The organism is Streptomyces sp. LS-MS-L19 (genome assembly GCF_058382285.1).
Genome location: NZ_JBYCLL010000001.1, coordinates 3,537,062 through 3,561,282 on the forward strand (window position 1 = coordinate 3,537,062; position 24,221 = coordinate 3,561,282).

20 protein-coding genes are annotated in these 24,221 nt (G+C 70.7%); 9 read left to right on the forward strand and 11 right to left on the reverse strand.

Features of this window, described 5'->3' with window-relative positions:
• The first annotated feature begins 190 nt into the window (after positions 1-190).
• On the forward strand, positions 191-1,024 hold the full coding sequence (locus AC2XR2_RS15580; RefSeq protein ID WP_381298900.1) for an SCO4651 family lipoprotein: 834 nt from the start codon (positions 191-193) through the stop codon (positions 1,022-1,024).
• A gap of 257 nt (positions 1,025-1,281) precedes the next feature.
• Here AC2XR2_RS15580 and mmsA read toward each other — a convergent pair whose 3' ends face one another.
• From mmsA to iolC, 5 genes are read right to left on the reverse strand one after another with little or no spacing between them, the layout of a single operon-like run.
• On the reverse strand, positions 1,282-2,784 hold the full coding sequence (mmsA, locus tag AC2XR2_RS15585; RefSeq protein WP_381298899.1) for a CoA-acylating methylmalonate-semialdehyde dehydrogenase: 1,503 nt from the start codon (positions 2,782-2,784) through the stop codon (positions 1,282-1,284).
• 14 nt (positions 2,785-2,798) lie between these two features.
• Positions 2,799-4,676 carry a 3D-(3,5/4)-trihydroxycyclohexane-1,2-dione acylhydrolase (decyclizing) gene (gene iolD / locus AC2XR2_RS15590; protein ID WP_491515345.1) on the reverse strand — a complete coding sequence of 626 codons (1,878 nt, stop codon included), beginning with the start codon at positions 4,674-4,676 and terminating at the stop codon, positions 2,799-2,801.
• The gene (gene iolB, locus AC2XR2_RS15595; protein WP_330266817.1) at positions 4,673-5,488 is read right to left on the reverse strand and encodes a 5-deoxy-glucuronate isomerase; all 816 of its coding nucleotides are present in this window, start codon (positions 5,486-5,488) and stop codon (positions 4,673-4,675) included. The genes iolD and iolB overlap by 4 nt, the downstream gene beginning before the upstream one ends.
• Before the next feature lie 10 nt (positions 5,489-5,498).
• On the reverse strand, positions 5,499-6,380 hold the full coding sequence (locus AC2XR2_RS15600; protein ID WP_491515346.1) for a Cgl0159 family (beta/alpha)8-fold protein: 882 nt from the start codon (positions 6,378-6,380) through the stop codon (positions 5,499-5,501).
• Complete coding sequence (iolC, locus tag AC2XR2_RS15605) at positions 6,377-7,327, reverse strand: 5-dehydro-2-deoxygluconokinase (RefSeq protein WP_491515347.1); 951 nt, start codon at positions 7,325-7,327, stop codon at positions 6,377-6,379. The genes AC2XR2_RS15600 and iolC overlap by 4 nt, the downstream gene beginning before the upstream one ends.
• A 261-nt stretch (positions 7,328-7,588) precedes the next feature.
• Here iolC and AC2XR2_RS15610 point away from each other — a divergent pair, with 261 nt between their 5' ends.
• The 5 genes from AC2XR2_RS15610 (at position 7,589) to AC2XR2_RS15630 (ending at position 11,336) form a co-directional block, all read left to right on the forward strand.
• The gene (locus AC2XR2_RS15610; protein WP_381298895.1) at positions 7,589-8,506 is read left to right on the forward strand and encodes a sugar phosphate isomerase/epimerase family protein; all 918 of its coding nucleotides are present in this window, start codon (positions 7,589-7,591) and stop codon (positions 8,504-8,506) included.
• 186 nt (positions 8,507-8,692) lie between these two features.
• Positions 8,693-9,526, forward strand: a complete 834-nt coding sequence (locus AC2XR2_RS15615) for a helix-turn-helix domain-containing protein (protein WP_491515348.1) — start codon at positions 8,693-8,695, stop codon at positions 9,524-9,526.
• Positions 9,527-9,659: 133 nt separating this feature from the next.
• A complete protein-coding gene (locus AC2XR2_RS15620) occupies positions 9,660-10,193 on the forward strand; it encodes a hypothetical protein (RefSeq protein WP_491515349.1) in 534 nt (177 codons plus the stop codon).
• 244 nt (positions 10,194-10,437) lie between these two features.
• Positions 10,438-10,638, forward strand: coding sequence for a helix-turn-helix transcriptional regulator (locus tag AC2XR2_RS15625; RefSeq protein ID WP_020116516.1), 201 nt, complete (start codon positions 10,438-10,440; stop codon positions 10,636-10,638).
• A gap of 131 nt (positions 10,639-10,769) precedes the next feature.
• Positions 10,770-11,336: a GNAT family N-acetyltransferase gene (locus AC2XR2_RS15630; RefSeq protein WP_491515350.1), complete on the forward strand. Its 567-nt coding sequence runs from the start codon at positions 10,770-10,772 to the stop codon at positions 11,334-11,336.
• Here AC2XR2_RS15630 and AC2XR2_RS15635 read toward each other — a convergent pair.
• Together AC2XR2_RS15635 and AC2XR2_RS15640 are read right to left on the reverse strand one after the other, a co-directional pair.
• Entirely contained in the window at positions 11,317-12,360 is a 1,044-nt protein-coding gene (locus tag AC2XR2_RS15635) for a zinc-dependent alcohol dehydrogenase family protein (protein WP_491515351.1), read from the reverse strand. The genes AC2XR2_RS15630 and AC2XR2_RS15635 overlap by 20 nt on opposite strands.
• Positions 12,329-14,608, reverse strand: coding sequence for an MMPL family transporter (locus tag AC2XR2_RS15640; protein WP_491515352.1), 2,280 nt, complete (start codon positions 14,606-14,608; stop codon positions 12,329-12,331). The genes AC2XR2_RS15635 and AC2XR2_RS15640 overlap by 32 nt, the downstream gene beginning before the upstream one ends.
• A 122-nt stretch (positions 14,609-14,730) precedes the next feature.
• On the opposite strand from AC2XR2_RS15640, the gene AC2XR2_RS15645 reads away from it, so the two are divergent.
• From AC2XR2_RS15645 to AC2XR2_RS15655, 3 genes are all read left to right on the forward strand, one after another.
• A complete protein-coding gene (locus tag AC2XR2_RS15645) occupies positions 14,731-15,387 on the forward strand; it encodes a TetR/AcrR family transcriptional regulator (RefSeq protein WP_449351222.1) in 657 nt (218 codons plus the stop codon).
• A gap of 89 nt (positions 15,388-15,476) precedes the next feature.
• Positions 15,477-15,716, forward strand: a complete 240-nt coding sequence (locus tag AC2XR2_RS15650; RefSeq protein WP_030314310.1) for a heavy-metal-associated domain-containing protein — start codon at positions 15,477-15,479, stop codon at positions 15,714-15,716.
• Positions 15,717-15,818: 102 nt separating this feature from the next.
• On the forward strand, positions 15,819-18,020 hold the full coding sequence (locus AC2XR2_RS15655) for a heavy metal translocating P-type ATPase (protein ID WP_491515353.1): 2,202 nt from the start codon (positions 15,819-15,821) through the stop codon (positions 18,018-18,020).
• 665 nt (positions 18,021-18,685) lie between these two features.
• Here the strand turns inward: AC2XR2_RS15655 and AC2XR2_RS15660 are convergent.
• The 4 genes from AC2XR2_RS15660 to AC2XR2_RS15675 all read right to left on the reverse strand — a co-directional run bounded on the left by AC2XR2_RS15660 (position 18,686) and on the right by AC2XR2_RS15675 (position 24,144).
• Positions 18,686-19,975, reverse strand: a complete 1,290-nt coding sequence (locus AC2XR2_RS15660; RefSeq protein ID WP_123760846.1) for a citrate synthase — start codon at positions 19,973-19,975, stop codon at positions 18,686-18,688.
• 231 nt (positions 19,976-20,206) lie between these two features.
• Positions 20,207-22,426 carry an SF1B family DNA helicase RecD2 gene (recD2, locus tag AC2XR2_RS15665; RefSeq protein ID WP_491515354.1) on the reverse strand — a complete coding sequence of 740 codons (2,220 nt, stop codon included), beginning with the start codon at positions 22,424-22,426 and terminating at the stop codon, positions 20,207-20,209.
• A 60-nt stretch (positions 22,427-22,486) separates the two neighbouring features.
• On the reverse strand, positions 22,487-23,446 hold the full coding sequence (locus AC2XR2_RS15670; protein WP_491515355.1) for a pyridoxamine 5'-phosphate oxidase family protein: 960 nt from the start codon (positions 23,444-23,446) through the stop codon (positions 22,487-22,489).
• Positions 23,443-24,144 carry a hemerythrin domain-containing protein gene (locus AC2XR2_RS15675; RefSeq protein WP_449351218.1) on the reverse strand — a complete coding sequence of 234 codons (702 nt, stop codon included), beginning with the start codon at positions 24,142-24,144 and terminating at the stop codon, positions 23,443-23,445. Before AC2XR2_RS15675 ends, AC2XR2_RS15670 begins: the two co-directional genes overlap by 4 nt.
• Positions 24,145-24,221 lie beyond the last annotated feature (77 nt).

The window sequence follows — 24,221 nt, forward strand, 5'->3', positions numbered from 1 at the left end:
AACCCCGACGAAAACCGGCACGTCAATAGGTGCCTTGGTGCGAAATCCGTAGATCACGAGCCTTTCGGATGGCGAAAACGGCAGTTCTGCGGTACGGATTCCGCTGTTTCCGGGGTACGGGAATCGCAGTGGCGGCGTGAAAAAACGTACCGCTAAAGTCGCTGCTCACAGATCGTTCACAGGGGGGCACATGAAGCTCAAGTACACCGCTGTCTGGGTGGGGTTCACGGCGGCGGCGATGGTCGCGGTGTCGGCGTGCGGCTCGGAGGGTGTGAAGAAGGCGGCGGACGTCGTCGACAAGTCGGACGCGATCATGGCGGCGCTCGCGCGGGCGACGGACCGGACGGAGGACCTCGGCTCGGCCGAGGTGAAGATCTCCACGGCGACCACGGGCGCGGCTCCGATCACCATGGAGGGCGTCTACTCCTGGGGCGACGGCTACGCCTTCGACGTCGAGATGGACACCAAGGCCGCCCAGATGCAGCTGCTCCAGGACACCCCGACCATGCGCATGCTGTTCGTGGACGGTGCCTACTACTACGACGTCGACCCGCAGCGCTCCGGCCCGCTCAAGGGCAAGGAGTGGATGAAGATCGACGCGGCGGCCGTCTTCGGCGAGAAGGGCGCGCAGGCGTTCAGCGGGGGCGGGGGCGGGAGCCCGGCGGCGTCCATGAAGAGCCTGAAGTACGCGAACAACGTCGAGGACCTCGGCAAGGAGACCGTCGACGGGAAGAGCACGACCCACTACCGGGCGCGGCTCGACCAGGCGCAGCTGGGGAAGTTCAAGGACGCCTACGGCGACAAGGACAGCCTCGCCGGGGCGGTCACCGGCGGTGCCTCCTCGATGACCATGGACATCTGGGTGAGCAACGACCTGCCGGTGCGGCTGAAGCAGAAGGTCGGCGCGATGACCGTGACCATGGACTTCGAGAAGTTCGGGAAGACGGCCGTGGTGAAGGCCCCGCCGGCCGCCGAGACCGGTGACCTGAGCGAGGCCCTCAAGGGCGCCGCCGGCAAGCAGTGAGCATGGCTGGGCGGGCTCGGCGGGTCGGGGTTCCTCGCGTCGAGGCGCGCTTCCCGCTGCCCGCCTCCCGCTGCCGCCGCTCGCGCGGACGCTGGTGCGGACGGCGAGAGCCCGGTCCAGGTGCGCGGTCGTGGTGACCGCTGCCCTGGCCGGGCTCTCGTTCGGCTGCGGCGCGTTCCACCCTCGGGCTTCCCGGCGTCGTCGAGGCCCTCCTGGCGCCGGACACGCGTGTGCGTGCCCGGCGTTCGGGAGTCGGCTCAGTGGTTGCGGGGGAAGCCCAGGTCGACGCCGGTGGGGGCGTCGGCCGGGTCGGGCCAGCGGGTGGTGACGACCTTGCCGCGGGTGTAGAAGTGCGTGCCGTCGTTGCCGTAGATGTGGTGGTCGCCGAAGAGGCTGTCCTTCCAGCCGCCGAAGCTGTGGTAGCCGACGGGGACCGGGATCGGGACGTTGACGCCGACCATGCCGGCCTCGATCTCCAGCTGGAAGCGGCGGGCGGCGCCGCCGTCCCGGGTGAAGATCGCGGTGCCGTTGCCGAACGGCGAGCTGTTGATCAGCGCCACGCCCTCGTCGTACGTGTCCACGCGGAGCACGCACAGGACCGGGCCGAAGATCTCGTCCTGGTAGGCCTTGGCGCTGGTGGGGACCTTGTCGAGGAGGGAGATGCCGATCCAGTGGCCGTCCTCGAAGCCCTCGACGGTGTAGCCGGTGCCGTCCAGGACGACTTCCGCGCCCTCGGCGGCGGCGCCGGAGACGTAGGAGGCCACCTTGTCGCGGTGGACCTTGGTGATGAGCGGGCCCATCTCGGAGGTCGGGTCGTTGCCGGGGCCGATCTTGATCTTCTCGGCGCGCTCGCGGATCTTCTCGACCAGCGTGTCGCCGACGGAGCCGACCGCGACCACGGCGGAGATGGCCATGCAGCGTTCGCCCGCCGAGCCGTAGGCCGCGGAGACGGCCGCGTCGGCCGCCGCGTCCAGGTCGGCGTCCGGGAGGACCAGCATGTGGTTCTTGGCGCCGCCCAGGGCCTGCACCCGCTTGCCGTTCGCGGAGGCGGTGGTGTGGATGTAGCGGGCGATCGGGGTCGAGCCGACGAACGACACCGCCTTGACGTCCGGGTGCTCCAGGAGGCGGTCCACCGCCACCTTGTCACCGTGGACGACGTTGAAGACGCCGTCGGGCAGACCGGCCTCGGCCAGCAGCTCGGCGATCTTCAGGGAGGCCGACGGGTCCTTCTCGGACGGCTTGAGCACGAAGGTGTTGCCGGTCGCGATGGCGATCGGGAACATCCACATCGGGACCATCGCCGGGAAGTTGAACGGCGTGATGCCCGCGACGACACCGAGGGGCTGGCGGATCGAGGAGACGTCGACGCGGCTCGCGACCTCCGTCGACAGCTCGCCCTTCAGCTGCACGGTGATCCCGCACGCCAGGTCGACGATCTCCAGACCGCGCGCGACCTCGCCGAGCGCGTCGCTGTGCACCTTGCCGTGCTCGGCGGTGATCAGCTCGGCGATCGCGTCCCGGTTCGCCTCGAGAAGGGCACGGAACTTGAACAGGATGGCCGTGCGCTTGGCGAGGGACGAGGTGCCCCAGGTCTGGAACGCGTCCTTCGCGGCGGCTACGGCGGCGTCGACCTCGTCGACGGTCGCGAACGCGACCTTGGTGGTGACCGCGCCGGTCGCCGGGTCGGTGACCGGCCCGTAGTTCCCCGACGCGCCCTCGACGGTCTTGCCGCCGATCCAGTGGTTGACGATCTTCGTCATGACCGAGTACTCCTTCACAGATGGCGGCGTCGGGTAGAGACGTGCCGTTCGTACAGCTCACGGGCCTTCACCGCGGACGGTCGGGTCGCGGTCTCGGCCACAGGTACATCCCACCAGGCCTGCGCCGGCGGCGGGCCCGACACTGTGTCTGCCGTTTCCGTCTCGACGTAGACACATGTGGGAGTGTCCGCGGCCCGCGCCTCGGCGAGGGCGGCGCGGAGGTCTCGTACGGTCTTCGCGCGCAGCACGCGCATACCGAGGCTGGCCGCGTTGGCGGCCAGGTCCACGGGCAGCGGGGCGCCCGTGTAGGTGCCGTCGTCCGACTGGTAGCGGTAGGCCGTGCCGAAGCGCTCGCCGCCGACCGTCTCGGACAGGCCGCCGATGGAGGCGTAGCCGTGGTTCTGGATCAGGAGCAGCTTGATGGCGATGCCCTCCTGTACGGCCGTGACGATCTCCGTCGGCATCATCAGGTACGTGCCGTCGCCGACCAGCGCCCAGACGTTCCGCTCGGGAGCGGCCATCTTCACACCGATCGCGGCCGGGATCTCGTAGCCCATGCAGGAGTAGCCGTACTCCAGGTGGTACTGGTCCCTCGACCGGGCGCGCCACAGCTTGTGCAGGTCGCCGGGGAGGGAGCCGGCCGCGTTGATGACCACGTCGGACTCGTCGACGAGGGCGTCCAGGGCGCCGAGGACCTGCGGCTGGGTCGGCCTGATGTCGGGCTCGTCGGCCTCGAAGCAGGCGTCGACGCGCTGCTCCCAGCGCTCCTTGTCGAGGCTGTACTCGTCGATGTACGTGCCGCTGACGCGGTGGGTGTGCAGCTGGAGGGCCTCGGTGAGCTCGGTGAGGCCGCTGCGGGCGTCGGCGACCAGGGGCTGACCTGCGAGCTTGTGGCCGTCGTAGGGCGCGATGTTGAGGTTGAGGAAGCGGACGCCCTGCTGTTCGAAGAGGGTGCCGGAGGCCGTGGTGAAGTCCGTGTACCGGGTGCCGACGCCGATCACCAGGTCGGCCTGGCGGGCCAGTTCGTTGGCGGTGGCGGTGCCGGTGTGGCCGACGCCGCCGACGTCCTGGGGGTGGTCGTGGCGCAGGGAGCCCTTGCCGGCCTGGGTGGAGGCGACCGGGATGCCGGTGGCGCGGGCGAACTCCTCCAGCGCCTCCTCGGCGCGGCTGTGGTGGACCCCGCCGCCGGCGATGACGAGGGGCCGCTGGGCCTCCCTGATCGCCCGGACGGCCTCGGCGAGTTCGGTCGGGTCGGCACCGGGGCGCCGTACGACCCAGGTGCGCTCGGCGAAGAACTCCTCCGGCCAGTCGTAGGCCTCGGCCTGGACGTCCTGGGGCAGCGCGAGCGTCACCGCGCCGGTCTCGACGGGGTCGGTGAGGACCCGCATCGCCTGGAGCGCGGCCGGGATCAGGGCTTCCGGCCTGGTGACGCGGTCGAAGTACTTCGACACCGGGCGCAGGCTGTCGTTGACCGATATGTCACCGGCGTACGGGACCTCCAGCTGCTGGAGGACAGGGTCGGCGACGCGGGTGGCGAAGATGTCGCCGGGCAGGAGCAGGACCGGGAGGTGGTTGATCGTGGCGAGGGCGGCGCCGGTGACCAGGTTGGTGGCGCCGGGGCCGATGGAGGTCGTCACCGCGTGGGTGGAGAGGCGGTTGGACTGACGCGCGTAGCCGACGGCCGCGTGCACCATGGACTGCTCGTTGCGGCCCTGGTGGAAGGGCATCTCGTCGCCGTACTCGACGAGGGCCTGGCCGAGCCCGGCCACGTTGCCGTGGCCGAAGATGCCCCAGGTCGCGGAGATCAGCCGCTGCCGTACGCCGTCGCGTTCGGTGTACTGGGCGGCCAGGAAGCGGACCAGCGCTTGCGCGACGGTCAGGCGGGTGGTCATCGGTACCCCTCCGTGTGGTCCGGGTGGAAGCAGATCCGCCATTCCCGGGTCTCACCCGGTCCCGCCATGACGTTCAGGTAGTACATGTCGTGGCCGGGCTGGGCGATGGACGGGCCGTGCCATCCGTCGGGGACGAGGACGGCGTCGCCGGAGCGGACCTCGGCGAGGACGTCGGATCCGCCCTCACGGGAGGGAGATACGCGCTGATAGCCGAAACCGTTCGGGCCGTCGATCTCGAAGTAGTAGATCTCCTCCAGCTCGGCTTCGACGCCGGGGCGGTTCTCGTCGTGCTTGTGCGGCGGGTAGGAGGACCAGTTGCCGCCGGGGGTGACGACCTCGACGGCGATGAGCTTGTCGCAGTCGAAGGCGTCGGCGGAGGCGAAGTTGCGCACGTGCCGCAACTGCGTGCCGCTGCCGCGTTGTTCGACGGGGACCTCCGGCGCGGGGCCGTAGCGGGCGGGGAGTCGTCGCTCGCACTTCGCTCCTGCCAGGGCGAAGCGGCCTCCCGCGCCGGAGGCGATCGATGCCTGGGCGTCCCGGGGCACGTACGCGAAGTCCGAGACTCCGGCGAACACGCTTTCCCGTCCCAGGAGTTGGAACTCGTCCTTCCCTACGTGGACCGTACAGCCGCCTTCCAGCGGGAGCACGATCCACTCGCTGTCACCGGAGGTGAAGGTGTGCGTGCCCCCGGGCGCCAGTTCGACGATGCGCAGACTGCTGTGGGTCCAGCCGGCCCGCTTGGGGTCGATGTCCACGGTGTACTGGGCGTTGGTGGAGCCGCCCTTGGGGACGTACAGCTCGTTGTGTGTCATGCGGCGGCCCTCACAGCAGTCCTACGGCGGTGTCCACGGCCGCGGCCACATCGCCGTCCGCCGGGTACAGCAGCGAGCGGCCGACCACCAGGCCGCGCACGGTGGGCAGTTGCAGGGCGCCGCGCCACTTCTCGTACGCGCCGTCCTGATCGTCGCCGACCTCGCCGCCCAGCAGCACGGCGGGCAGCGTGGAGGCGGCCATGACCTCACCCATGTCGTCGGGGTTGTCGCAGACCGGGACCTTGAGCCAGGTGTAGGCCGAGGTACCGCCCAGGCCGGAGGCGATGGCGATCGACTTGGTGACGGCCTCGGCGGAGAGGTCGTTCCTGACCTTGCCCTCGGTGGTACGGCCGCTGATGAACGGCTCGACGAAGACGGGGAGCCTGCGCGCGGCCATGTCGTCGATGGCGCGGGCCGTGGACTCCATGGTGGTCAGGGAGCCCGGGTCGCCGTAGTCGATGCGCAGCAGCAGCTTGCCGGCGTCGAAGCCGAGGCGCTCCATGTCCTCGGGGCGGTGGCCGGTGAAGCGGTCGTCGAGCTCGAAGCTGGCGCCCTGGAGGCCGCCGCGGTTCATCGAGCCCATGACGACCCTGCCGTCGAGGGCGCCGAGCAGGAGCAGGTCGTCGAGTATGTCGGCGGTCGCGAGGACGCCGTCGACGCCGGGGCGGGACAGCGCCAGGACCAGGCGTTCCAGCAGGTCGGCGCGGTTGGCCATGGCCATGCGGTTGCCGCCGACGCCGAGCGCGCCCCGGGCGGGGTGGTCGGCGGCGACGATCATCAGGCGGCCGCTGTCGTTCAGCAGCGGCCTGCGGGGACGGCGGGCCGCGGCCTCGGCGATCGCCTCGGGGCGTTCGGCGCGCAGCCGTACGAGTTCGGTGATGTCGACGCTCACTTGACCGCTCCCGCCGCGACCGCGTCCTCGATCTCGGTGACGGTCGGCATCGCCGAGCTGCACTCGAGGCGGGAGGCGACGATGGCGCCGGCCGCGTTGGCGTGGCGCATGATCTTCTCCAGGTCCCAGCCTTCGAGGAGGCCGTGGACGAGGGAGCCGCCGAAGGCGTCACCGGCGCCGAGACCGTTGAGGACGTTCACGGGCAGGGGCGGGACCTCGGCCTCGTTGCCCTTGCTGTCGACGGCGAGGACGCCCTTGGGGCCCTGCTTGACGACCGCGAGCTCGACACCGGCGTCCAGGAGGGCCTGGGCCGCCTCACGGGGCTTGCGCACCCCGGTGGCGACCTCGACCTCGTCGAGGTTGCCGACGGCGACGGTGGTGTGGCGCAGGGCCTCCTCGTAGAAGGGGCGGGCGGTGGCCGGGTCGCTCCAGAACATCGGACGCCAGTCCAGGTCGAAGACCGTGGTGCCGGCCTTGGCGCGGTGGGCGAGGGCCGCCAGCGTCGCCGTACGGCTCGGCTCCTCGCTCAGGCCGGTGCCGGTGACCCAGAAGACGCTCGCCTCGTGGAGGGCGTCGAGGTCCAGCTCGTGGGCGTCGATCTCCAGGTCAGGGGCCTTGGGCTGCCGGTAGAAGTACAGCGGGAAGTCGTCCGGCGGGAAGACCTCGCAGAAGGTGACGGGGGTCGGCAGGCCGGGGACCGGGGTGACCCAGCGGTCGTCGACGCCGAAGTCCCGCAGGGCCTCGTGGAGGTAGGTGCCGAAGGGGTCGTCGCCGGTGCGGGTGATCACCGCGGTCCGCCGTCCCAGGCGTGCGGCGGCGACCGCGACGTTGGTCGCCGAGCCTCCCAGGAACTTGCCGAAGGACGTCACCTGCGGCAGCGGGACACCGGTCTGGAGCGGATACAGGTCCACACCGATCCGCCCCATGGTGATCAGGTCGTACGCCATCGGCTTCCTTTCGTGCCTTCGCGTCTTCGGTCGTCGCGGGTCTTCGGCTTCGCGGGTCTTCGGTCTTGGTGTCGTGCCGTCTGCGGGTCGTGCTGTCTTCGTGTCGTGCCGTCTGCGGGTCGTGCTGTCTGCGTGCGGTGCTGTCTTCGTGTCGGCTCTCCCGGCGTTTGTAGTCCCGTACGCCGAGCCCTGTCAATGTTTTGTCCAGACATTCGGACGAGACCTTGACAGCGCTTGCTGTCCGATCGGAAGCTGACCGGCATGACAGCGCCCGCACCGCAGCCCTCACTGTCCCGCATCCGGATCGGGTCGGCTCCCGACTCGTGGGGTGTGTGGTTCCCCGACGACCCCCAGCAGGTCCCCTGGCAGCGCTTCCTCGACGAGGTCGCCGACTCCGGTTACGAGTGGATCGAGCTGGGGCCGTACGGGTACCTGCCGACCGATCCCGCAGTCCTCACCGAGGAGGTGAACCGCCGGGGCCTGAAGGTGTCCGCGGGCACCGTCTTCACCGGCCTGCACCACGGCGAGGCCGTGTGGGAGAAGACCTGGGCGCACGTCGCGGACAACGCGGTGCTGGCGCAGGCCATGGGGGCGAAGCACCTGGTCGTGATCCCGTCGTTCTGGCGGGACGACAAGACGGGTGAGGTGCTGGAGCCTTCGTCGCTGACGGCCGAGCAGTGGGGCAACCTGAGCTCGCTGACCGAGCGGCTGGGGCAGCGGGTGCGGGACGAGTACGGACTCCAGATCGTCGTCCACCCGCATGCCGACACCCACATCGACAGCGAGGAGAACGTGGTCCGGTTCCTGGACGCGACGGACTCCTCCCTCGTGTCGCTGTGCCTGGACACCGGGCACTACGCGTACTGCGGCGGCGACAGCGTCAAGCTGATCGAGACGTACGGGTCGCGGATCGGGTACCTGCACCTCAAGCAGGTGGATCCGGAGATCCTGGCGGACGTGCGGGCCAAGGGGACGCCGTTCGGGCCGGCCGTGGCGCAGGGTGTGATGTGTGAGCCGCCGTCGGGGGTGCCGGAACTCGGGCCGGTGCTGGAGGCTGCCGGGCGGCTGGACGTGGATCTGTTCGCGATCGTCGAGCAGGACATGTATCCGTGTGAGCCGGACAAGCCGTTGCCGATCGCTCAGCGGACCCGGGCGTTCTTGCGGTCCTGCGGAGCGTAGTCGGTCGGCTGCGGGTGCGTGGGGGCTGATCGCGCAGTTCCCCGCGCCCCTGAAAGCTGACAGGCTGGACCGATGGTTCTGGTCCGTACCGGGCGTGGACCCGGTGGGTTCTGGGAGTTCGCCCTTGGGGCGCCTCATCCTCGGTTGCGGCCCGGGGTGTTGAGCTACCGCGGGATCCGGTTCGCAATGGATCGACCTCGGCGGCGGCTTGAGACGCCTGTCGGGGCCGCCACTTTGTTGCTGGGCTTCGATCAGCCCGTGCGGATCAGTCGTGCGGGTCGGGACCCCGACACCCTCGTCTGCGTCTACTGCGGGCCCACGACCACCCCCGCCGTCGGTGAGCACGGCGGACGGCTGGCCGGGATCGAGGTGATGCTGGCCCCCTGGGCCGCTTTCACGCTCTTCGGCACCCCGCAGTACGAGCTCGCCAATCGCACCGTCGATCCCGACGCCCTCCCCCACGCCCTGGACCGGCGCGTCGGTGAACTCGCCGGTGCGCTGGCCGCGTTGCCGTCCTGGGAGGCCCGGTTCCGGCTGCTGGACGAGGTGTTCGCGCGGTGGTGGGAGGCCGGTACGCCGTGCTCGGCCCGTGTGGTGCGCGCCTGGTCGGAGTTGGTGCGTACCGGCGGGGCCATGCCGGTGCGGCGGCTGGCCGAGGAGGTGGGGTGGAGCGTGCGGCACCTCGAGAACCGGTTCCGGGAGCAGATCGGGCTGGGCCCCAAGGCGGCCGCACGGGTGCTGCGGTTGCAGCGGGCCCGGCGGCTGCTCGCCGCGGGGCATGGACAGGCGGAGACCGCGGCCGTCTGCGGGTTCTACGACCAGGCGCATCTGAGCGGCGAGTTCAAGGCGATGACGGGCTGTACGCCACGGGAGTTCACCACGGCCCGGCGGCTGCCGTTCGCGGGCGCGCCACCCGGCGACCGGATGACAGGAGAGGCCACGAGCCTGGTCCTGACCTCAGGGGCATCAGGGGCATCCGCGCGGAGTGCGGATTTCTCCAAGACCGGCGGGCCCGGCTGACTGCACGCTGTGCGCGTCCGGCCGGTCGATCCGGTCGACGTCCGGGGGGGAGCCGGTGGGCCGGGTCCGGCGCAGCGGGTCCGGCCCACCTGGGCCAGGTGCGTTGTCAGTGGCCGCGGCTAGCGTTCCGGGCATGGCCGACACGTACACCACTCTGTGGACCAACGACCTCTGCAACGCGCTCGGCGCCGGGGGCTTCGAGGGTGAGCCGCTGACCGTGCTCTTCGGGGGACCGCACACCTCGATGCCGAGTTTCACGCGGGCCGGGGTCCGCCCCGGCGACCGGATCCTGCCGATACGGGTCCTGCGCAAGCAGGTGTGGGTGCTCGGTGCGCTGGAGGTGGAGCGGACGGTGGAGTACGACGCCGTGCGCGAGGAGTTGAACGGGGAGGAACGGGCCCGGCTGAACCGCTGGGGACTGCTGGAGACCAGCTGTGCCAGTGAGGTGCTCCTCGGTGCGCCCGGTGCTCCGCTCGCCTTCGACCGGCCCGTGCCTCCGGACCTCCTCGGCCGCCTCACCTACCGTTCGAGACGCGGCGAACGGCAGATCAAGCATGTCGCGGACGGCGAGCTGCGCAGCGCGGTCAGCCTCCAGGGCGTCTACCGGCTCGCACCCGACTCCGCACGGGAGTTGGCGGAGCTGGTCGGCCACACTCCCGTGCCGTAAGTCAACGCGCCGCGCCCTCGCGCCCGCGCACACCTTTGCGGCACCTCTGTCACAAACACCCCTTCCGTGTCACACATGTCGCGTGTACGCGGGCTTCGCGTCACACCCGGTACACAGACACTGACCCACGGTCACCGCTTGTCGTTCACGGGGCACAGGCTTCTGTGATCGCCAGCGCAGCGCCCGGTACCCCCGACGGCCGTTCCCAGGCCGCCGCCGTGGTGCGCGCGAGGAGGTGCACCCCATGACCGACCGAAGGCTCTGGTCGTACAAGGAAATCGCGGCGCACATCCGTGTGCAGCCGGACACCGTGCGGTCGTACCGCAAGCACGGGCTGCTGCCGCCCCCCGACCATGTCGAGGGCGGCAAGCCCTTCTGGTACGCGGACACCGTGCGGGCGTGGGTCGCGTCGCGGCCGGGCAACCGGGGGCGAAGAGAGGACTGACGGCCGACCGGACCGGTGACTCGGGGTGCCCGTCGTGATCACACGGGCACCGCCCGCGAGTCGCCGGCCCTCGGGAAGCGGTGGTCCGGAAATTCCGAGCCCGGGGGAACCGTGTCTGGCACAGTCGGCCCATGAGCGACCTCTCCGTCAAACCCGTGCTGACCGGCGACAGGGCTGTGCTGCGGCCGTTCACCGAGGCGGACGCCGACGGCATGGCGAAGATCCTGGAGGACCCCGAGGTCCTTCGCTTCACCGGCCCGCCCGCCGCCGAACTCACCCTGGAGCGGCTGCGGTCCTGGTACGGCTCCCGGTCCGCGCAGCCCGACCGGCTCGACCTCGCCGTCACCGACCGCGCCACGGGACGACTCGTCGGCGAGGTCGTCCTGTACGAGTTCGACGCCCACGCCCGCAGCTGTACGTTCCGCACGCTCATCGGCCCCGAGGGACGCGGCCGGGGGCTCGGCACCGAGGCCACCCGCCTCATCGTCGGGTACGGCTTCGAGCAGCTGGGCCTGCACCGGATCGAGTTGGAGGCCTACGGCCACAACGCCCGTGCCCTGCGGGTCTACGAGAAGGCCGGCTTCGTGGTCGAAGGGGTGCGGCGGGAGGCCGATCTGCGGGACGGCGAGTGGGTGGACTGGGTGGTCATGGGTGTCCTCGACCGCGACTGGGCCGCCCTCAGCTCCACGGCTCGATGACCGTCACCCCCGCTCCGGGTGCCGTGCCCATCGCCGCGAGGGCGTCCGGTGTCGCGTCCAGCGAGATCGTGGACGTGACCAGCAGGTCCGGTCGCAGCACGCCCGCCCGGACCAGTTCCAGCATCGGCGGGTAGGTGTGGGCGGCCATGCCGTGGCTGCCGAGGAGTTCCAGTTCCAGGGCGATCGCGCGGGCCATGGGGACCGGGGTCGTGCCGTCCGGCGTGGGCAGCAGACCGACCTGGAGGTGCCGGCCGCGGCGGCGCAGGGAGTTGACGGACGCGGCACAGGTGGCCGGGGAGCCCAGGGCGTCGAGCGACAGATGGGTGCCCCCGCCGGTCAGTTCCCGGACCGCCGCCGCGGTGTCCTGCGTGCCGCTCGCGTCCACGCACTCCGTCGCGCCGAACTTCCTTGCCAGGTCCAGGGCTCGGGGAGAGACGTCCACGGCGACGACCCGGGCGCCGGAGGCCGCCGCGATCATCACCGCGGACAGGCCCACTCCGCCGCAGCCGTGCACCGCCACCCACTCCCCCGCGGTGACCCTGCCCTGCTGCACCACGGCTCTGAACGCCGTGGCGAAACGGCAGCCGAGGGATGCGGCCGTGGTGAAGGACATGTCCTGGGGTACGGCCACCAGGTTCACGTCCGCGTGGTCCAGCGCCACGTACTGGGCGAACGAGCCCCAGTGGGTGAAGCCGGGCTGTGTCTGGCGCTCGCAGATCTGGTGGTCGCCGGCCTGGCAGGACGGGCAGGTGCCGCAGGCGCAGACGAAGGGGACGGTGACTCGGTCGCCGGGGTGCCAGGCGCTCACGCCGGGGCCGACCGTCTCGACTGTGCCGGCGAGTTCATGGCCCGGTACGTGCGGGAGGGTGATGTCCGGGTCGTGGCCCTGCCAGCCGTGCCAGTCGCTTCTGCAGAGGCCGGTGGCTTCTACGCGGACGACTACTCCGTGAGGGGCCGGGTGGGGGTCGGTCACCTCCCGTACCTCGGCGGGTTCACCGTAGTGATCGAAGACCACCGCTCGCATCTGCCGTCTCCTCGCCGTTCTCGTCCGCGGGTTCGTCGTGGCCGGTCGCGCCCCGCGGCGGAGCCGCAAATCGATACGGTCCCGCGCCCCTAGCCAGTTCGACTTCACCTTCGCTCAGGCCGAACCGTTCATGGAAGCGCCGCAAAGCCCTCGGGGCCCACCATGTTGCCCTCCCCGTCAGTTTCATCACCGCCGGGACCAGCAGGCTGCGGACGATCATCGCGTCCATCAGGACGGCCAGGGCTATGCCGAGGCCCAGCATCTTGGTGTTGGTGACCCTGGAGGTGCCTATCGCGACCATGACCACCGCCAGGATGATCGCCGCCGCTGTGATCAGGCCTCCCGTGCGTTGGAGGCCGTGGCGGATCGCCTCCTCGTGGTCGCCGGTGCGATCGTGCTCCTCCTTGATGCGGGAGAGGAGGAAGACGCCGTAGTCCATGGACAGGCCGAAGGCGACGCAGAACATCAGGACCGGGAGGGTGGTCTCTATCGAGCCGGTGCTGGTGAAGCCGAGGAGGCCGGAGAGGTGGCCGTCCTGGAAGACCCAGACCACCGCGCCGAACATCGCGGTCAGGCTGAGGGCGTTGAGGAGGACCGCCTGGACCGGGATCAGGACGCTGCCGGTCAGCAGGAAGACCAGGAGCAGGGTGACGATCGCGATGAAGGCCGCCGCCCAGGGGAGTCGGTCGCCTATCGCGTGCTTGGAGTCGACCAGGACGGCCGCGGTGCCGGTGACCTTGGTGTCGAACGGTGCCTTGGTGGCGCGCAGCTCACGGACCAGGTGCTGTGCTCCGGCGTCCACGGCCTCGCCCTTGGGCTGGACCGTGAAGTAGGCCGAGTCGCCCTTGACGAGCGGGCCGTCCACCCGGAGGACCTCGGGGAGGGTCGCGACGCGGTTCTTGTAGGCGGTGTACTGCGCGGGGGTCGCCCTGCCTTCCGCGAGCACTTCGAGGCCGCCACCCGGGCTGCCCGGGAAGCCGTCACGCAGGTGCTGCTGGACGACGTGGGACTCGGCGGAGGCGGGCAGCTGGCGGTCGTCGGCGGTGCCGAACTTCACGCCCAGGAACGGGAGTCCGAGCAGGACCAGGACGGCGGTGGTGGCGAGGGCGAAGAACGGGGCGCGGCGCATCACGAGGGTCGCCCCCCGGGCCCAGGCGGTGCCCGGTTCTTTCGCGGACGGCCGCCCGCGTCGGAACAGCCGGCGCAGGTCCAGGGAGTTGACCCGGTGGCCCAGCAGGATCAGGGCGGCCGGGAGGAGGATCAGGGCGGCGGCCGCGGCGAGGAGGACCACCGCCATGCCGGCGTAGGCGAAGGACCGCAGGAAGTACTGCGGGAAGACCAGCATCGCCGCCAGGGAGACCGCGACCGTGAGGGCGGAGAACAGGACGGTGCGGCCCGCGGTGCGCAGGGTGGTGCCGACCGCTGTCAACGGGTCTGCGCCGGTGGCCAGTTCCTCGCGGAAGCGGCGGACGATGAACAGGGCGTAGTCGATGGCCAGGCCGAGCCCGAGGGCCGTGGTGAGGTTCATCGCGAAGACGGAGACGTCGGTGAACTCGGTCAGGCCGCGCAGCACGGCGTTGGTCCCGAGGATCGCGACGATGCCGATGCCGAGCGGCAGCAGGGCGGCGATCGCGCTGCCGAAGACCATCACCAGCAGCAGGAGGGTGATCGGCAGGGCGATCATCTCGGCCCGGGTGAGGTCCTCCTGGATGGTCGTCTGCATCTCGTGCCGCACCGCGACGACCCCGCCTATCTTGACCTTCACCGGCCCGTGCGTCCCCCGCAGGGAGGGGGCGATGCGGTCGAGGGTCTCGCCCATCCGCTTCTCGTCACCGGTGATGCGGGCGGCGATCAGCGCCTCGTGGCCGTCCTCGGCGCGCAGGGCCGGGGACTTGGCGGTCCAGTAGGAGCCGACGCCGGTGATGCCCCGCTCGGCGGCCAGGCGCTCGGTGAGGCGGTTCGCCGCGGCGGCCACCGCCGGGTCGTCCACCGAGGCGCTGCCCGCGTCCACGAGCAGCAGGAGGTTGGGCTGGGAGTCCGGGAAGTCGCGCTCCAGCGCCTTGGTGGCGTAGGTGGACTCCGCGGCCGGGTCCTCCCAGCCACCGGCGCCGAGCCGGTCGGCGACCCCGCTGCCGGCCAGCACGGCGAGGACGGTGAGCACCAGGGCCGCGAGCAGGGACAACCTGGGGCGGGCGGTGACGAGGCGGGTCCAGCGGCCGACCCGGGGTGGGCGGTTGACTTCGGTCATGGTGCGGTGTCCCCTTCACCGTGGAAACCGTAGAGTGGAAAACACGAGAGATCGCTCGTGTTTCCAGAATGCGAGCGGCCGCTCGTGTTTGTCAACCGTGTGCGGAAAGCTGGGGATAACGCGTGCCCGAGAACGAGGAGAAGGAGCAGCCGCGCCGACGTCAGGCCCGCGGCGAACGCCGGATCGCCCAGCTCCTGGAGGCGGCGGCCACCGTCTTCACGACCACGGGCTACACCGCGGCCAGCACCAACGCCATCGCCCGCGAGGCCGGCGTGTCACCCGGCACGCTCTACCAGTTCTTCCCGAACAAGGAAGCGATCGCGATCGAGCTGGGCGGGCGGCTCGTGCACGAGATGCAGGAGACGTACGGCGAGGCGCTCGCCCCGGTCGACCCGGCGACCCCGCTGGAGGAGGTGGTCGGCGCGGCCGTGGACCGGTTCATCGCCTTCAACTGCGAGCACCCGGTGTTCTTCGCGCTCATGCACGGCCCCGACATCCCCGGCCGGATGGCGGAGGACCACGACGCGCTGCACGCGGGCCTCATCAGCCGGCTCGAGACCCTGATGACCTCACTGCTGCCCGAGGCCCCCCCGGCCGACGTGACCCGCACCGCCCACATGGTCCTCGGCCTGTACAAGGCGGGCCTGGAGCTGGTCCTCGCCCATGAGGGCGCCGAGCGCGAGGCGTACGTCCGCGAGGTGAAGAACGCGCTCGTGCGCTATCTGGACCCGCTGGTCGGCGACCGACTCGGCCGGTCGGCCGACGCGGCGACCAGGTAGGCCGGCCCCTCTTTGAGAAATACCCCCTAGGGGTATAGTGTGGGCACCGTAGACAGTGCACACCTCTCATGAGCCATCAGGAGAACGACATGACCACTCAGACCGACACCGCCGGCTCCGTCACCGCCGTCTACAAGGTGAGCGGGATGAGCTGCGGACACTGCGAGGGGGCCGTCTCCGGGGAGATCTCCGAGATCGACGGGGTCAGCTCGGTGAAGGCGGTCGCCTCCAGCGGGGAGGTCACGGTGGTTTCGGCCGCGCCGCTGGACGAGGAAGCGGTGCGCGCCGCCGTGGACGAGGCCGGGTTCGAGCTCGTGGGGAAGGCCTGACGCCTCAGGACGTGCCGCGACGGATCGTTGGGCGGCCGACGGCCCGTCGTGGCCGGTCGCGCAGTTCCCCGCGCCCCTGATCGCCGCACCGGAGTGTGAGACATGACCTCCCCCATAGCCTCCGAAGTCGAGCTCGTCATCGGCGGGATGACCTGTGCCTCCTGCGCGGCCCGGGTCGAGAAGAAGCTCAACCGGATGGACGGGGTCAGCGCCACCGTCAACTACGCGACCGAGAAGGCCCGGGTCAGCTATCCCGCCGGGGTCGAGGTCGCGGATCTCATCGCGACCGTCGTGAAGACGGGCTATACGGCCGAGGAGCCGACGCCCGCACCAGCGGAGCCCGAGGAGACGGACCCCGAACTCGACGGACTCCGGCAGCGGCTGTTCGTCTCGCTCGCGCTCGCCCTGCCCGTCGTCGTGCTCTCCATGGTCCCGGCCCTCCAGTTCGACAACTGGCAGTGGCTCGCGCTCACGCTCGCCTCGCCCGTCGTCGTCTGGGGCGGATGGCCCTTCCACAAGGCCGCCTGGACGAACGTGCGGCATGCCGCGGCCACCATGGACACCCTCGTCTCGGTCGGGACGCTCGCGGCCTTCGGATGGTCGCTGTGGGCGCTCTTCCTCGGGGACGCGGGGATGCCGGGCATGCGGGAGCGGTTCGCGTTCACCGTCGGCGGCATGGAGGGCACCTCGACGATCTATCTCGAGATCGCGTCCGGGGTCACCGCCTTCATCCTGCTCGGCCGGTATCTGGAGGCCCGCGCCAAGCGCCGCGCGGGGGCCGCGCTCAGGGCGCTCATGGAACTGGGCGCCAAGGACGTCTCCGTGCTCCGGGACGGCCGTGAGGTGCGGATCCCCGCGGAGCGGCTGGGCGTCGGGGACCGGTTCGTCGTACGTCCCGGGGAGAAGATCGCGACCGACGGCACCGTCGTCGAAGGCGCCTCGGCGGTGGACGCCTCGATGCTCACCGGCGAGTCGGTGCCGGTGGACGTGGGCGTCGGGGACGCGGTCACCGGTGCGACCGTCAACGCCGGCGGGCGGATCGTCGTGGCGGCGACGCGGGTCGGGGACGAGACGCGGCTCGCGCGGATGGCGCGGCTGGTGGAGGACGCGCAGAACGGCAAGGCGCAGGTGCAGCGGCTGGCCGACCGGGTCGCCGCGGTCTTCGTGCCGGTCGTCATCGGCATCGCCGCGGCCACCTTCGGGGGCTGGCTCGGCGCCACCGGGGACACCGCCGCCGCGTTCACCGCGGCCGTCGCCGTGCTGATCATCGCGTGCCCGTGCGCGCTGGGCCTGGCCACGCCGACCGCGCTCATGGTCGGCACCGGGCGCGGCGCCCAGCTCGGCATCCTCATCAAGGGGCCCGAGGTCCTGGAGTCCACGCGGCGCGTCGACACCGTCGTCCTGGACAAGACCGGCACGGTCACCACCGGCCGGATGACCCTCCAGGAGGTCCACGTCGTCGAAGGCGCCGACGAGAAGCAGGTGCTGCGGCTCGCGGGGGCCGTGGAGCACGCCTCCGAGCACCCCGTCGCGCGTGCCGTCGCACTGGGCGCCGAGGAGCAGGCCGGGCCGCTGCCGGAGGCCGAGAGCTTCGAGAACGTCCCCGGGAAGGGCGCACGCGGGCGCGTGGAGGGCCGTGAGGTGGCCGTGGGGCGACTGTTCGACGTGCTGCCCGCCGAGCTGGCCCGCGCGAAGGAGGAGGCCGAGCGGGGCGGTCGTACGGCTGTCGTCGTCGGGTGGGACGGCGTGGCGCGCGGGGTCCTGGCCGTCGCGGACACCGTCAAGGAGACCAGCGCGGAGGCGGTGCGCTCACTGCGGGCGCTGGGCCTCACGCCGGTGCTGCTGACCGGGGACAACCGGGCGGTGGCCGAGGCGGTGGCCCGGGACGTCGGGATCGGCGAGGTGATCGCCGAGGTGCTGCCCGAGGACAAGGTCGATGCCGTACGACGGTTGCAGCGCGAGGGCCGGGTCGTCGCGATGGTGGGGGACGGCGTCAACGACGCGGCCGCGCTCGCCGCCGCCGACCTGGGCCTGGCGATGGGCACGGGGACCGACGCGGCGATCGAGGCGGGGGATCTGACGCTGGTGCGCGGGGACCTGCGGGTGGCCGCGGACGCGATCCGGCTCTCCCGGCGCACCCTGTCCACGATCAAGGGCAATCTCGTGTGGGCCTTCGGCTACAACGTGGCCGCGCTGCCGCTGGCCGCGGCGGGCTTGCTGAACCCGATGATCGCGGGGGCGGCGATGGCGTTCTCCTCGGTGTTCGTGGTGACCAACAGCCTGCGGCTGCGTGTCTTTCGTTGAGGATTCCTTTGACGGACCCCTCTGGAGTCCGGGGCCACGCTCACATAAGCTCTTCACAAGACTCGCGCAACGTCCTTACGCTGGGTCCCGTTCGCTGTATCCGGGCTCTTGCGTATCTAACGGACATTTGCAAGAGACGCAGATCACAGTGATGCGAACGTAACCATCGAAGGGGTTCGAAGGTCTAAGTTGGCGATGTCAGGCAGCGTCTTGGGGGGCGTTGACTGACGTCTGAGGATGTCTTGGGGGACTTCCTCGGAGCTGCGTTGCCGGGGCACGCGCATAGGGAAGCTTTGAGCGGCCCTCCCGACCGTGCGTTGTCCCGGCAGATCGCACACTGGAGTAGTACGAGGAGTTTTGCTCGTTCTGCTCAAACGGCAGTACCGGAAGTACCAGCAGTACCGGAAAGACAGCGATTCAGGCGCTGGTCTCTCAGGCGCCCGGCCGGATCCCGTGGGGGGAATCCGCACCGGGACATGGGAAGGCGCCCTGGACGCCGGCCCGTGGGGGGACCGGCGCCAGGGCGCCTTTCGCTTCGCGGATTCAGCCGGGGGGTTCGGGGGGCGCCGGTTGCGTTTCGGCTGCCGGCCGGTGGGGGCGGGTCGCGCAGTTCCCCGCGCCCCTGGGTCGGCTCAGCCAACCGGCGCCGAAAGGCCCTCTCCCCTTCAGCGCTGCTCGACCGGGACGAAGTCGCGCTCGACGACGCCCGTGTAGATCTGGCGCGGGCGGCCGATGCGGGAGCCCGGCTCCTTGATCATCTCGTGCCACTGGGCGATCCAGCCCGGGAGGCGGCCGAGGGCGAACAGGACCGTGAACATCTCGGTCGGGAAGCCCATGGCGCGGTAGATCAGGCCGGTGTAGAAGTCGACGTTCGGGTAGAGGCTGCGCGAGACGAAGTAGTCGTCGGAGAGCGCGTGCTCCTCCAGCTTGAGCGCGATGTCCAGCAGCTCGTCGGACTTGCCGAGGGCCGAGAGGACGTCGTGTGCGGCAGCCTTGATGATCTTGGCGCGCGGGTCGAAGTTCTTGTAGACCCGGTGGCCGAAGCCCATCAGGCGGACGCCGTCCTCCTTGTTCTTCACCTTGCGGATGAAGGAGTCGACGTCACCGCCGGAGGCCTGGATGCCCTCCAGCATCTCCAGCACGGACTGGTTGGCACCGCCGTGCAGCGGGCCCCACAGGGCGTTGATGCCGGCCGAGATCGACGCGAACATGTTCGCCTGCGACGAGCCGACGAGGCGGACCGTGGAGGTCGAACAGTTCTGCTCGTGGTCGGCGTGCAGGATGAGGAGCTTGTCCAGGGCCGAGACGACGACCGGGTCGAGGTCGTACTCCTGCGCCGGGACCGAGAAGGTCATGCGCAGGAAGTTCTCGACGTAACCGAGGTCGTTGCGCGGGTAGACGAACGGGTGGCCGATCGACTTCTTGTACGCGTACGCGGCGATGGTCGGAAGCTTGGCGAGCAGCCGGATCGTCGAGAGGTTGCGCTGCTTCTCGTCGAAGGGGTTGTGGCTGTCCTGGTAGAACGTGGACAGCGCGGAGACGACCGAGGACAGCATGGCCATCGGGTGGGCGTCCCGCGGGAAGCCGCGGTAGAAGTTCTTGACGTCCTCGTGCAGCAGGGTGTGCTGCGTGATCTCGTTCTTGAACGTGGCCAGTTCGTCGACGGTCGGGAGCTCGCCGTTGATCAGCAGGTAGGCGACCTCCAGGAACGTGGAGCGCTCGGCCAGCTGCTCGATCGGGTAGCCGCGGTACCGGAGGATGCCGGCCTCGCCGTCGAGGTAGGTGATGGCGGATTTATAGGCGGCGGTGTTGCCGTAGCCGCTGTCCAGGGTGACCAGACCGGTCTGGGCGCGGAGCTTCCCGATGTCGAAGCCCTTGTCGCCGACGGTGCTGTCGATCACCGGGTAGGTGTACTCGCCATCGCCGTACCGCACTACTACAGAGTTGTCGCTCACGTCATCCCTCACCGACGTTGTGCCTCTTCTTCGAGGTTGCCCTGACTGTCTCTACCATCCCCCATTTGGCGCAGGAGAGTGCACTCGGGGTCGGCCGTTGGGCGTATCGGCGGCACTGAGTGCCGCCAACTTGCTCATCCTGCCCCTCCCCGCCCCCTTCCGGAAGGGCTCTGTGACCCACATGACTCATTTGATCGATCATTTTTTGTGAAGGCTCACAGTTGACCGCCGTCACGGGCCCGAAAGCCGGAAGTCGAGCGCGGTGCAGCGCCGTCCCGCCGAGACCGTGCGCACCGCCTGGCCGATCGCCTTGCGGGAGCCGACGAGGACGACCAGCTTCTTGGCCCGGGTGACCGCCGTGTACAGCAGATTCCGCTGGAGCATCATCCAGGCGCTGGTGGTGACCGGGATCACCACCGCCGGATACTCGCTGCCCTGGGAACGGTGGATGGTCACCGCGTACGCGTGGGCCAGTTCGTCCAGCTCGTCGAACTCGTACGGCACCTCCTCGTCCTCGTCCGTCAGCACGGTGAGGCGCTGGTCGACCGGGTCGAGCGAGGTGACCACGCCCACGGTGCCGTTGAAGACACCGTTGGTGCCCTTCTCGTAATTGTTGCGAATCTGGGTGACCTTGTCGCCGACCCGGAAGACCCGGCCGCCGAACCGCTTCTCGGCGAGGTCGGGGCGGCCCGGGGTGATGGCCTGCTGGAGCAGGCCGTTGAGGGTGCCGGCGCCCGCGGGGCCGCGGTGCATGGGCGCGAGCACCTGGACGTCCCTTCTCGGGTCGAGGCCGAATTTGGCCGGAATCCGACGGGCCGCCACGTCCACGGTGAGCCGGCCGACCTCCTCGGTGTCGTCCTCGACGAAGAGGAAGAAGTCCTTCATGCCGTCGGTGACGGGGTGCTGCCCGGCGTTGATCCGGTGCGCGTTGGTGACCACACCGGACTGCTGGGCCTGGCGGAACACGCGCGTGAGGCGCACCGCGGGAACCGGGCCGCCCTCGGCGAGCAGGTCCCTGAGCACCTCCCCCGCGCCGACGCTGGGCAGCTGGTCGACGTCCCCGACGAACAGCAGGTGGGCGCCCGGTGCCACCGCCTTCACCAGCTTGTTGGCGAGCAGCAGGTCCAGCATGGAGGCCTCGTCGACGACCACCAGGTCGGCGTCGAGCGGGCGGTCCTTGTCGTAGGCCGCGTCGCCGCCGGGCTTCAGCTCCAGGAGGCGGTGGACGGTGGAGGCCTCGGCGCCGGTGAGTTCGGCGAGGCGTTTGGCGGCGCGGCCGGTCGGGGCGGCGAGGACGATCCTGGCCTTCTTGGCGCGGGCCAGCTCCACGATCGAGCGCACGGTGAAGGACTTGCCGCAGCCGGGGCCACCGGTGAGCACGGCGACCTTCTTGGTGAGCGCGAGCTTCACGGCCGCCTCCTGCTCCGGCGCCAGCTCGACACCGGTACGGCCCTTCAGCCAGCCCAGTGCCTTGTCCCAGGCCACGTCGTGGAAGGCCGGCATGCGGTCCTGGTCGGTGCGCAGGAGGCGCACCAGCTGGGCGGCGAGGGAGAGTTCGGCGCGGTGGAAGGGGACCAGATAGACGGCGGTGACCTCGTGGCCGTCGGGGCCGGGGACCTTCTCGCGTACGACACCCGGCTCCCCCGACTCCTCGTCCGGCTCGGCGAGTTCGGCGAGGCACTCGATGACCAGGCCGGTGTCGACCTGGAGCAGCTTCACGGCGTCGGCGATCAGCTGTTCCTCGGGGAGGTAGCAGTGCCCCTGGTCGGTGGACTGCGAAAGGGCGTACTGGAGGCCAGCCTTGACGCGCTCCGGGCTGTCGTGCGGGATCCCGACGGACTGGGCGATCTTGTCGGCGGTGAGGAAGCCGATGCCCCAGACGTCGGCGGCGAGCCGGTAGGGCTGGTTCCTCACGACGGAGATCGAGGCGTCGCCGTACTTCTTGTAGATGCGCACCGCGATGGAGGTGGACACCTCGACGGTCTGGAGGAAGAGCATGACCTCCTTGATCGCCTTCTGCTCCTCCCAGGCGTCGGCGATCTTCCTGGTGCGCTTGGGGCCGAGCCCCGGCACCTCGATCAGCCGCTTCGGCTCCTCCTCGATGATCTTCAGGGTGTCCATGCCGAAGTGCTGGGTGATGCGGTCGGCGAAGACCGGGCCGATGCCCTTGACGAGCCCGGAGCCGAGGTAGCGGCGGATGCCCTGGATGGTGGCCGGCAGGACGGTCGTGTAGTTCTCGACGGTGAACTGCTTGCCGTACTGCGGGTGGGAGCCCCAACGGCCCTCCATGCGGAGGGACTCGCCGACCTGGGCGCCGAGCAGCGCGCCGACGACGGTGAGCAGGTCACCGCCGCCCCGGCCGGTGTCGACCCGGGCGACGGTGTAGCCGTTCTCCTCGTTGGCGTACGTGATCCGCTCCAGGACCCCTTCGACCACGGACAGGTTGGACATGATCCGACGCTACAGGCGGGGTCTGACAGCGGGGAGCCCGGTGCGGTCGCAGGACTCGGTTCAGTGGTGCGGGGAGCGCGGCACGCTCTCCGTGGCCGCCGGGCCGGACACGGGGGCGGGTGCCGCGAGGGCGCGGAAGCGGTCCCACTCCACCGCGGGCCGGGCGAGGCCCCGGCGTTCCAGATACCGGTCGGTGGCGCGCTGGGTGCGGCGCAGGACCCGTATCGCGTCAGTCGGCCGTCCCGAACCCATGGGTTCCAGGACCTTCTCGGGGAGCAGCAGCCAGCCGTCACCGGCGCGGGTCAGCTTCCCCCGGACGAGTGCGTTGCGCATGCTGTTGATCCGCTCGTCGTGCCGGTGCACCAGCAGCGAGGCGGGGCCCGGTGTCACGGCGCAGTCGTCGGGGGGCCGCACCGCGAAGCCGCCGGTCGTCGGCACCGGGCGGGTGCGGGCCAGCACGGGGGCTCCGGAGGCGTCCCGGCCCGCCAGGACCGCGGTGTCGTAGCGGGCGAGTCGGTCGGCTCCCAGCGGCGGCGCCGAGGGGGTGGGTGCCTCGGGGAGCGGTGGTCGCGCGGCGGACCGCACGATCAGCTGTTCCGGGGTGACGGTGACGAGGAGGCGCAGGTAGTACCAGTCCATCAACCGCCTCATGGGCCGGGAGAGGTACGCGCGGCTGTGCGGCTGCCGTTCGAACAGCATCCGCCAGTAGTCCTCCAGGTCCTGCGGGCCCGTCCGGATGTCGTCGGGGCATTCCGCCCGGCCGCCGACGAAGAGCTGCGGGGCGTCGGTGAGTCCGCTGCCGGTGGGGTCGGAGAAGAGCAGGGCGACCCGGCCGTCGCGGCGGATGTTCAGCGCCTTCTGCGCGAAGGCCAGGGACGTCGTCAGCACCAGCGTGCCGTCCTCGCGCCGCCGCACCGCGGTCGGCCAGGCCAGCGGCGTCCCGTCCCGGCCCAGCGTGACGAACTCGCAGGTCCGGTAGGCGTCGAGGACGTCGAGCGGGGCGGAGTCGAGGACGGTCATCGGCCCGCCTCCCCGGCCAGCGGGGCCCGCAGGGCCCGGCAGGCCGCGGCGTACTGCCGCCGCCCCACGAGCTTCCAGGCCAGCCGTCCGAGCAGCGGTGCCCGGCCGAGGAAATAGGCGCGCTCGTCCTCGGTGGCGTCCTCCAGGATCGCGCCGATGGCGATCATGACCTTGTCCTTGGGCAGTCTTTCCAGCCCGCGGCGGCCGACCAGGTCCCATTCGTCGACCGTCAGGTGCTCGGCGACCAGGGGCAGGACCAGGCGCTCCTCGTCGTCGAGGTGGTCGAGGAGGGCGAGGCGGTGCTCCTCCAGGGCCAGGGCGAGTTCCTGCCCGGCGACGCTGTCGGCCGCCCGCTGCCACTGCGGCGCCCACTGCCCGACGGCCTCCAGGGTGCTGTCGATCCGGCCGTGCTGTTCCTCCATGCGGACGACCAGTTCCTCGGCACCGGTGGCCCGGGCGCGCAGCAGCGGCCAGATCAACTCGTCCTCGAGGGTGTGGTGGTGGTGCAGCCCCGACGTGTAGTCGCTGAGGTACGCCGAGATCTGCGCGGCCCGCGCCGAGGCGCCGTCGGGTACGGACCGGACCATCCGGGGCAGCAGCGCCGACTCGCGGCGGAAGACGCGGTGGACCACGACCATCTCGTGGGTGTAGGGGCGTCCGGAGGTGGGGAGTCCGGACGGAGTACTGCTGCGGGGCACGCTGTTTCCTTCGGTGTTCGGGTTGCGGACGACGGCCTCCACGCTGTCGTCGGCGCCTTGGTGACGACTTGGTGTCC